Origin of the sequence: Komarekiella delphini-convector SJRDD-AB1, assembly GCF_014831675.1 — a bacterium.
Taxonomy (GTDB): Bacteria; Cyanobacteriota; Cyanobacteriia; order Cyanobacteriales; family Nostocaceae; genus Komarekiella.
In genome coordinates this window covers 75359-82694 of record NZ_VJXY01000033.1, presented here as the reverse complement: position 1 = coordinate 82694, position 7336 = coordinate 75359, and the positions used below count along the sequence as shown (strand labels likewise).

Sequence of the window (7336 nt, the reverse complement as noted above, 5' to 3'; positions counted from 1 at the left end):
CAGATTCACGCTGAGAAATGATTGAAGCAAAGTGGAGCTAGTAATTTGCTTAAGCCGGATGTGCTGAAAGGTACAAGTCCGGTTTTGAGGGGAGGGGGCAATGGTGACATCGCCTCTTTACCCGACTTTTACACAAAGACATCGAAGTCATTCAAAAATGTCAACAAGCCATAACAGAATGGTTATCAGACATGGGCTTAGAATTGAAACCAAGTAAAACCAAAATTTCCCATACACTTTATGAGTATGAAGAAAAAGTTGGATTTGACTTCTTAGGATTTTCAGTTCGACAATATCCTGTAGGAAAGAATCGAGCAGCCAAGAATCCAAAAGGAGAACCATTAGGTTTCAAAACACTCATCACTCCCAGCATTGAGAAAATCAAACAACATACCTCAAAAATTGGAAAAATCATCAAAACATATCATGCGGCTAATCAAGCGCAATTGATTAAAAGATTGAATCCAATCATTAGAGGATGGACAGCTTACTACTCAACAGTAGTGAGCAAACAAACCTATAATCAAGCTGATTTATGTACATATCAGCAACTCTTTGCTTGGGCAAAACGTCGCCACCCTAAACAAAATCATCAACAGATTGCTCATAAATATTGGTCAACTGTTGGCAATAACCATTGGGTTTTTACCAATAAACAGTCGGGCAATATCCAGCATTTAATCAAACACCACAAAACTCCGATAGTGAGACATATCAAGGTGCAAGCAGAACGCAGTCCTTATGATGGAGATTGGGTTTACTGGAGTACGAGAATGGGCAGACATCCAGAAGTTAAACCAGAAATAGCTATTCTTCTGAAGAAACAAAAGGGTAAATGCTCTGATTGTGGACTGTATTTCCAAGATGAAGATTTGTTGGAAATAGACCATATAATTCCTCGCTCAAAAGGTGGGAATAATAGTTATCAGAACAAACAATTACTTCATCGACACTGCCATGATAATAAAAGTGCAAATAATAATACACTATTCATTTGCCCACTAGAATTAGATGAGGATTATATAAATGATAATCCTTTCTAAAGGTATGTATGACAAACACCAAATCATTGAGGAGCCGTGTGAATCGAAAGGTTCATGCACGGTTTTGTAGCCGAGTCAGGAGGGTGACTTCCTGGCTTAGGCAACTCGTCTGATTCTAAATTTTGATTTGCTCTCAAGTTTTGTCGCAAGTTATAGAGCAATTCTAGCGTTGATCTGCGGAATGGGTGATTTGATGATAGCGCTTCTAATTCATCAATTGCTTGCCTCTGTAATCCTCCTCGACCGAGAATTCTTAACCATAGTGTTTCTTGAGTACGTGGTAATTGATGAATCGCAACTATTGCTGACCGTAAAGACTCAGCCATAAAGTGTATTCCAGGCAACCAATCTATGGCTTAAGTTGTACCAAATCCTGAAAGGAGTGTTACGGATGCTGTTGGGCTAAGAATCCATAATTTGGGTATTGTTGAGTCTAGGATAGAAGTGTTGTTACGATTTGCTTCCCGTTGTAATGCACCCCTAACTTCTAATAATTTTAATAAGCAATCACAAATTTCCTCTTTCGATGCAGCGTTTCGGAAGGGTTCAAAGATGGCTGGTGTAGCTGCAAATTTTCCTAGCAATCCCAGTGTTTCTAAATTGAGGCTTTGTTCGGCTGAAGGAGAAAATAAAACATCGATTTCTCTAACTTCTCCCGCCACACGACTTGGAGCTTGCACTTCTCCATAAAGTTTTAGTAATTCTTCTAGATAGTCTTTTGCGAATTGGTCATGAATAAATCTAGTCATTCTATAATGCGTTTTAAATCTTGTAGAACTGCGGTGGCTGATTGATAGCGATCGCTAAAATGGTAGCAAACCATCTTATCTAAAATTGTCGCTAATTCTTCGCTAGTTTTTGCTGTTTGTCTCCACATCACATTACCCGTTTCTGGATCTGGCTGGAGTTCCTGCGGTGGTATCCCAGTAATTGCTTGAATGCCAATCATTCCTAAAGCATAAATATCACTGCACAAGCGTGGATGTCCGGCAAATTGTTCTGGTGGCGTATAACCCCGCGTCCCGATGGCTACTGTTGCTAATTCTGTTTGCTCACTCGGCGGTTGCATCAATTTAACTGCACCAAAATCAATTAGTACTAGCCGATTATCTTGAGTGCGTCTAATAATATTAGTCGGCTTGATATCCCGATGAATCACGCGATGCTGGTGAATAAATGCTAGAACTTCTAAAACTCCTTTGAGCATATCGATAACAAAGTGTTCATCTTTTACATTATGCACAGATGGTAATTCTTCACTTAGGGTATGTCCCTGAATATATTCTTCAACTAAATAGAATTCTTGGTTATCTTCAAAATAGGCAAGCAGTTCTGGAATCTGATCATGTCTACCCAAAACTTCTAAAATTTCGGCTTCAGTATTAAATAATCTGCGAGCAACTTGCAAAAATTTTGTATCTTGGCGGGCTGGCATTAGCTTTTTAATTACACAAGTAGGATTACCCGGTCGCTGATGATCTTTTGCTAAATAAACGCGACCAAATCCACCTGCACCGAGGATTTTAGAAATTTTATAACGTCCGCTTAAAAGAAAGTCACCAGCGGTTTTTTCTGGTGTATCAAATTGCGGAATAAGGTCAAGTGGGTCAGGAATTGCTGTTTTGTCTTCTAAGAGTAAATTTAATTGCGCGATCGCCTCTTGTTGTTTTTCAACTTGCAGAATAATCACCTGAGTTCGCTGCTGAGTTCGGTAAGTAGTATAAGCCATAACACTGATACTACTAATTACCAAAGCGATCGCAGACGGAATAATCGGTATCCATCCGGCTTGCAAGAACAAACCAACGCAGATTCCCACCAAAACAATTAGGGTTGTACCTCCTACTACTAGCAGTAATAGAGGATGTTGCGATCGCCATGCTAAAGCACTACCCACTAATGACCAACTCCACACCCAAAGAAATTCGGCCCAGTCGGGCCAGTACCAAATTAGAGGTTGCTGATCCAGCACTGTACTGATGAGTTGACTAGCAATCTGTGCATGAATAAATAAAGCAGGCATTCTTGCTGGTTGGTCTGGCAAAGCGCTGTAGGGTGTATAAAAGCCAGCTGGAGGAAGACTAGCGACCGTAGTGCCAATAATTACAAGACGGTCTTTAACTAAGCTAGGATTTACTTGATTGTCTAGGACTTCCGTGAGGGTTACTTGATCAGCGAGGCGATCGGGATGACGGTAATTTAATAATATTTGATAGCCAGCTGCATCCAGATATTGATAGCTGCCAGAATTAGTTTCTAGGCGTGGAAAAATGGTTTTACCTAATTTAAAATTTCCTTCTTGAGTGAAGTTATATTTAATGCCTTGTTTATCCAGATAATTAATAGCAATTAGCGAACCAAATGAAAATGGAGTTGTACATTTTTTATCTGTAGAATTAGCAAATAACAAACTACGGCGGAGAATTTGATCATTCTCGTTGTCAGTAATTACATCGCTAAATCCTACATTATCTATAGGGAAATTGGGCGGTGGCGGAATTTCATATCTACCGTTACTGCTGAACAAGCAAGTACTGATGATGTTAACTTGATTTTTAAGATTAGCCGCTAAATTTTTCTGATCTGGGCGAAACAGATATAAACCAACAACACGCGGTTGATACGACTCTAATTTCTTTAATAGCTGATTTATTGTCCGGTCTGAGAGAGTCCATTTCTCTTGTTCTAGATCCTTTTCAGTAATTTTTACCAGCAAAATCCGTTTGTCATGTGCTTGTGTGGGACGCGATCGCAACATCTGGTCATAAACTCTTAACTCCCAAGGCTGCAACCATCTGAGTTCACGAACTCCCCAGATCAAGGCGGTGACTCCCACACTCGTAACCAGAATAATTTGCAGCCAACTTTCGCTAGGGGACGTTTCACGAGAACCCTTGTCTGTGATAAACGCGGTACGGAGTTTTTCTAATAGTCCACTAATCACGGCGTTGCGGCGGTAGCCTGAATTGGGTAAATGCTCTAATTTAATTTAGCAATTTACTTGCTGATTCGAGGCGATCGCTCATTGACTTGTCATTACCCTTAATTACTCACTCTTGATTGGCGCTATGACAGAAAATCACTGTATAATCTTATACTTAAACCTACAATATTTAAACAAATAGCTGACATTAATTTGGGAATACTGACAAAAGAGTGATGTGATTTCATTGCAATTAAGGAAGCAACATGGGATTTACTGAAGATATTGCTAAAGTTTCTGAACATGTTCGTAACCATGCTGATAAAGCTGTTGGCGAACAGGCTACTAAGATGGCGCTCATTGTCCCCTTTTTGAGCGCTCTTGGCTATGACGTCTATGACCCCAATGAATTTAAGCCGGAATATGTAGCCGACTTTGCTATTAAAAAAGCAGGGCAGTTTGAAAAAGTAGATTATGCTCTAGCTATTAATGGTAATATCGTCATGATTGTAGAAGCAAAAGCTCATGGACAAAAGCCAGAAACGCATGATGGGCAATTGAGCCGATACTTTAATGCACTTGTGACAACAAAGGTTGCTGTTGTTGCTAACGGTATAGAATACCGTTTCTTTACAGACTTGCGTCAGACTAATGTCATGGACAAGGAGCCATTTTTTGCTTTTAACATCCTTGAATATGACGCCAAAGACATTGATAACCTCAAATTTTTTCACCGTGACATTTTTGAAGCTATAGCTATTACTAGTCATGCCGAAGAAATGGTTTATTTGAAAGGCATGACTCACCTTGTGGGCAATCTTTTACGCTCTCCTTCCGACCAATTTGTTCGCTTTTTAGTGTCTGAACTTCGTGCATCTGACCCTAGGTATGAGCTTCAAGGTAATATTAATGCTAAGGTTATTGAAAAATTTAAATCTATTGTTAAAAAATCGCTCCAGGGAAGTTTATTAGAATTAATGACCCGTTCACTTAGCCAAGAAATGGCTCAATCTATTGAAGCGGGTAATATTTCCCAGATAAATGAAGTAGAAGCGAATGATACAATACATGAACCGGACACAGCAGAAGAATCAAAAATAGTAACAACTGCTGAAGAACTCGACGCCTTTGAAAAAATAAAAGCGATTCTCAAAACTTCCCAGAACTACAAGTATGAAATCCAGTATAAAGATACTGTTTCCTATTTTGGTATAAATCTTGGCAAAACTACATGGTGGTTTCTGCGACTGTATCTATCTTCGTCGAAAAAGACTTTTATTACTCGGCTTGGTATAGATGAAGTGAAGCTACTAGCCCTAAATTTTCTAGTGCAAGAAGTATCAACTCCATTTGGAGAAATAACATCCAAAGTAACCATTTCCTGTGTAGATGATTTAGATAAGCTTGCGTCACTTATTTGCAGGTGTTATGAGGTAGAAACTGCAAAGCACTAAGAATATTTCAGCTTTTAGATTGTGGAATCTGTAACGCACCAAATGTACGTAAAGGTGCGTTACCTTGCTGCTTCCCATCTCCAATTACTCGGTTTGAGATGCTTGAACATCTTCAACGGGACTAGCAATTGCCAAGGAAATAGGATCGGTGGATTGAGTTGGTACTAACTGGGGTTGTTCGAGCGATGCTTGGATAGTTGTATCGGCGAAATAGGAGCCAACAATCTTGTCGTAGTTAGAAGCAACGGCTAAAAAAGCCCCACCTAAAATATAAATGGGCAATGGCAGATTAAATTCTTGCAACCAGTCAAACAGTTCTGCTAAAGCAAACAACACCAAAAAGCAGGCAAGCCAAACCCTCATGTCTTCATCTCCTACATCGAACAGTTATCAGTAAACGGTAAACAGTAATCAGTCAAGATAATTGGGTTTAAGGGGAACCACTAAGGGGGCGCTCACTTCCAACTGAAAACTAATAACCCAAAGCCGATTAGTGGCAAGCGCTATCTGGGAAATTTAAATCCCCCAACTGTTTACTGTTTACTGTTTACTGTTCACTGATTTAATCTCTATATACTAGGGTAAATAGCTTGAATGATACTTGAATGTGTAACCTGACTACAATCTCAGAAAAGGCAGCTAGCAGCAGTACACAACCAAGCAGCGATGTCTACGACGGGCTACGCCTACGCATCATCTCTAAATAAATCTCTGTTGAGCCAATTTAACTCACTGTTGTGGCAATATTACTGTTCAACACTGCTACCAATTTTTCGAGATGCGCTGTTTGATGGGTTGCCATCACAGATATTCTAATCCGACTTGTTGGCACTGTGGGAGGACGAATTGCTGGGGCAAAAATACCAGCATCTCTTAATTGCTTTCCAGCTTTCAGTGCATCTGTAGTGCTGTGTAATTGAAAACATAATATAGGTGATTCTGAAGGTAATAATTTTAGGTTAGGTAAATGCTGTTGTATTAACTTTTTCAAGTAATCTATATTTCGCCATAATTGAACGCGGCGTTGTGGTTCTTGTTGCACTATCTTGATTGCAGCTAACGCCGCTGCTGTATCAGCAGGCGAAAGCCCAGTGGTATAAATCCAACTCGGTGCGCGATTCCGCAAAAAATCAATCAGGGTGGAACTTCCCGCCACATATCCCCCTAAGCTACCCAAGGCTTTACTCAAAGTGCCAATTTGAATTAACTGCCTTCCTGTACACCCGAAGTGTTCGACACACCCCGCGCCTGTTTTTCCCAGTACCCCAGTGGCATGAGCTTCATCGACTAGCAGCATACAGTTAAACGCATCAGCTAAATCCAATAGTTCTGGTAAAGGACATAAATCGCCATCCATACTGAAGACACTATCAGTAAGAATCAAACAGCGTCGATAGTTTTGCCGTTGCTGACTCAACTGGGTTTTGAGTTCTGCAATATCACAATGGGGATATTCCAGAATCGCTGCACCGCTGAGAATTGCCCCATTTTTCAGACTGGAATGATTGTACTGGTCAGATAAAATTAAATCTCGCTTGCCCACTAAAGCAGCGATCGTACCTAAATTTGCTAAATAGCCAGAACTAAATACCAGAGAATCTTCTGTTTGTTTGGTAGATGCGATCGCCTCTTCTAATTCCCTGTGTAATTCTCGATGCCCACTCAGTAATCTAGAACCAGTGCTACCAGTACCAAATTCTTTGATAGCAGTAATTGCCGCCGCTATCAAGCGCTCATCCCCAGCTAGTCCCAAATAGTCATTACTAGCAAAATTAATCACCTGTTGCTCCGACAAAACCACGGTTGCACCCGGAAGTCCGTGGATTGTTTGTACTGAACGATACCAATCAGCTCGATGAATAGTTGCCAGAGATTCCTCTAGCCAGGTATAAGGGTCAGTGGGCATGGGGGAGCGG

General features: G+C 40.4%; 5 protein-coding genes and 1 pseudogene. 2 read left to right on the top strand and 4 right to left on the bottom strand.

Translation table 11 applies throughout. The annotated features are described in order from the left end of the window. The first annotated feature begins 191 nt into the window (after positions 1-191). Positions 192-1043, top strand: coding sequence for a group II intron reverse transcriptase (locus FNW02_RS24870; protein WP_225225884.1), 852 nt, complete (start codon positions 192-194; stop codon positions 1041-1043). A gap of 104 nt (positions 1044-1147) precedes the next feature. On the opposite strand, the pseudogene FNW02_RS24865 reads toward FNW02_RS24870, so the two are convergent. Further along, positions 1148-1792: pseudogene (locus FNW02_RS24865) on the bottom strand (hypothetical protein); the annotation flags it as partial. Then, the gene (locus FNW02_RS24860) at positions 1789-3987 is read right to left on the bottom strand and encodes a CHASE2 domain-containing protein (RefSeq protein ID WP_191760156.1); all 2199 of its coding nucleotides are present in this window, start codon (positions 3985-3987) and stop codon (positions 1789-1791) included. The pseudogene FNW02_RS24865 and the gene FNW02_RS24860, both read right to left, overlap by 4 nt. A 245-nt stretch (positions 3988-4232) precedes the next feature. Here FNW02_RS24860 and FNW02_RS24855 point away from each other — a divergent pair, with 245 nt between their 5' ends. Next, positions 4233-5420 (top strand): type I restriction endonuclease, encoded by a 1188-nt coding sequence (locus tag FNW02_RS24855; RefSeq protein ID WP_191760155.1) that lies wholly within the window; start codon positions 4233-4235, stop codon positions 5418-5420. 84 nt (positions 5421-5504) lie between these two features. Here the strand turns inward: FNW02_RS24855 and FNW02_RS24850 are convergent, their stop codons facing one another. Together FNW02_RS24850 and bioF are read right to left on the bottom strand one after the other, a co-directional pair. Beyond that, positions 5505-5783, bottom strand: coding sequence for a hypothetical protein (locus FNW02_RS24850; protein WP_191760154.1), 279 nt, complete (start codon positions 5781-5783; stop codon positions 5505-5507). 361 nt (positions 5784-6144) lie between these two features. After that, on the bottom strand, positions 6145-7326 hold the full coding sequence (bioF, locus tag FNW02_RS24845; protein WP_191760153.1) for an 8-amino-7-oxononanoate synthase: 1182 nt from the start codon (positions 7324-7326) through the stop codon (positions 6145-6147). Positions 7327-7336: the final 10 nt, after the last annotated feature.

Coding starts and splice junctions, on each gene's coding strand:
- FNW02_RS24870 (WP_225225884.1), top strand. CDS start 192: ATGGGCTTAGAATTGAAACCAAGTAAAACCAAAATTTCCCATACACTT.
- FNW02_RS24855 (WP_191760155.1), top strand. CDS start 4,233: ATGGGATTTACTGAAGATATTGCTAAAGTTTCTGAACATGTTCGTAAC.
- FNW02_RS24850 (WP_191760154.1), bottom strand. CDS start 5,783: ATGAGGGTTTGGCTTGCCTGCTTTTTGGTGTTGTTTGCTTTAGCAGAA.
- bioF (WP_191760153.1), bottom strand. CDS start 7,326: ATGCCCACTGACCCTTATACCTGGCTAGAGGAATCTCTGGCAACTATT.